General features: G+C 55.7%; 2 protein-coding genes. Both read left to right on the top strand.

Annotated features, from left to right (window positions below):
• Positions 1-3 precede the first annotated feature (3 nt).
• Positions 4-261 carry a hypothetical protein gene (locus NCS58_RS29030; protein ID WP_061122020.1) on the top strand — a complete coding sequence of 86 codons (258 nt, stop codon included), beginning with the start codon at positions 4-6 and terminating at the stop codon, positions 259-261.
• Between the two features lie 462 nt (positions 262-723).
• Entirely contained in the window at positions 724-981 is a 258-nt protein-coding gene (locus NCS58_RS29025) for a hypothetical protein (RefSeq protein WP_061122019.1), read from the top strand.
• Positions 982-1,482 lie beyond the last annotated feature (501 nt).

Raw genomic sequence — 1,482 nt, 5'->3', positions numbered from 1 at the left:
ATCATGTTGAAAATCGACAACCTCGCTGTCAGCAAAGAACTCGGCCGCGCTGAAATGGGCGCTATCGTCGGCGGCGCAAGCATCTTCCAGAACAACGGCGTCAACTACAACTCGATCAGCGGCTTTGCCTTCGCGAGCCCGCAAACCAACGTCGCTCCCGTGACGCAGGTCGATGCCTCCACGCATACGGACGTCGATCTGAAGAACGTGACGAAGTCGCTCGACGCAGTGGGCAGCCTGCTCGGCGGCGTGAAGCTGTAAAAGCATCACCGCTCGAAGGGAGAAGGAACCACGACGTTTCCTTCTCCCTCTCTTCGCATTCCTGCTTCGACATTCATTCGCAGGCCCTCGCGCGCAATGCGCGAATTCACGCGGCCGTTTCTCTCTTTCGCACGGGTCATCACCGAGTACTCGGCAACGCGGACAACGTCTGCGCAGTCGCCACGCTACTGCGTCGATGGTGTTTCGATAACCGTCGATTCGAGTTGTCAGCGCCATGCCGACACGTCCGCGCAAGCTGTCTCCCGGTATCCAACGAATCCATACCGCCGATGCCCCGCGAATCGCCTGTCTCACGCTCTCCAGCGTTTATTCGGCTTGATTTTCAACGAGTTGGATTAACCGAACAGACCTTCCAGCAACGCCTGGCACGGCCCTCGCATATAGAGACGCGAGCGCAACGATTGGTGCTCATCCAACCCACACAGTCCCAGGAGACACATCATGCTTAAGATCGAAAACCTCGCCGCTAGCAAAGAACTCGGCCGCGCTGAAATGGGCGCCATCGTCGGCGGCGGGAGCATCTTCCAGAACAACGGCATCAACGCCAACTCGATCAGCGGCTTTGCTTTCGCCAGCCCGCAGACCAACGTCGCGCCGGTGACGCAAGTCGATGCTTCGACCCACACGAACGTCGATCTGACGAACGTCACGAAGTCGCTTTCGTCGGTCGGCAGCCTGCTCGAAGGCGTGAAGCTGTAAAGACAGGCATCCTCGAAGGGAGAAGGATTCATTTCCTTCTCCCTTTTCTCTTTTCTCTTTTCTCTTTTCTCTCGCGCTTCAATCCCTCTTCCCACTGCGACGCTCAACATCCGCGTCCGCATCACATTGCATAACGTTCGTTTTCCGAATTAAAACTTCACGTCGTTCATTCCGAAGCCGATAACTTTGTTTGAATCGGGATCTCACGGGCCCCTACCTGTTCGCATTGCGTTTTGACTTTTACCGCTGCCAATACCGCCCCCTGTTCGTCGCCCACCGACAACGTCCCCACTTCTGTTTTTCCGCCACCAACAACTTGCCCCGTGTCGTGCAATCCAAAGTTGCCTTCAAACCTGCATCGTCTCGGATATTTTTGATTAACAATCAATGCATTAGCCTAACCGAACAGATCCTCTAGCCTTGGCTGGCACAGCCCTCGCATATGTAGCTGCGAGCGCAACGATTGATGCTCATCCAACCAAACCCAGTCCAGGAGCTACA

Source organism: Caballeronia sp. INML3B, from assembly GCF_023631305.1.
Lineage (GTDB): Bacteria > Pseudomonadota > Gammaproteobacteria > Burkholderiales > Burkholderiaceae > Caballeronia > Caballeronia turbans.
This window is presented reverse-complemented; position numbering and strand designations above follow the sequence as displayed.

Bases quoted from the DNA above. Each gene is read 5' to 3' on its own strand.
- NCS58_RS29030 (WP_061122020.1), top strand. From the start codon at position 4: ATGTTGAAAATCGACAACCTCGCTGTCAGCAAAGAACTCGGCCGCGCT.
- NCS58_RS29025 (WP_061122019.1), top strand. From the start codon at position 724: ATGCTTAAGATCGAAAACCTCGCCGCTAGCAAAGAACTCGGCCGCGCT.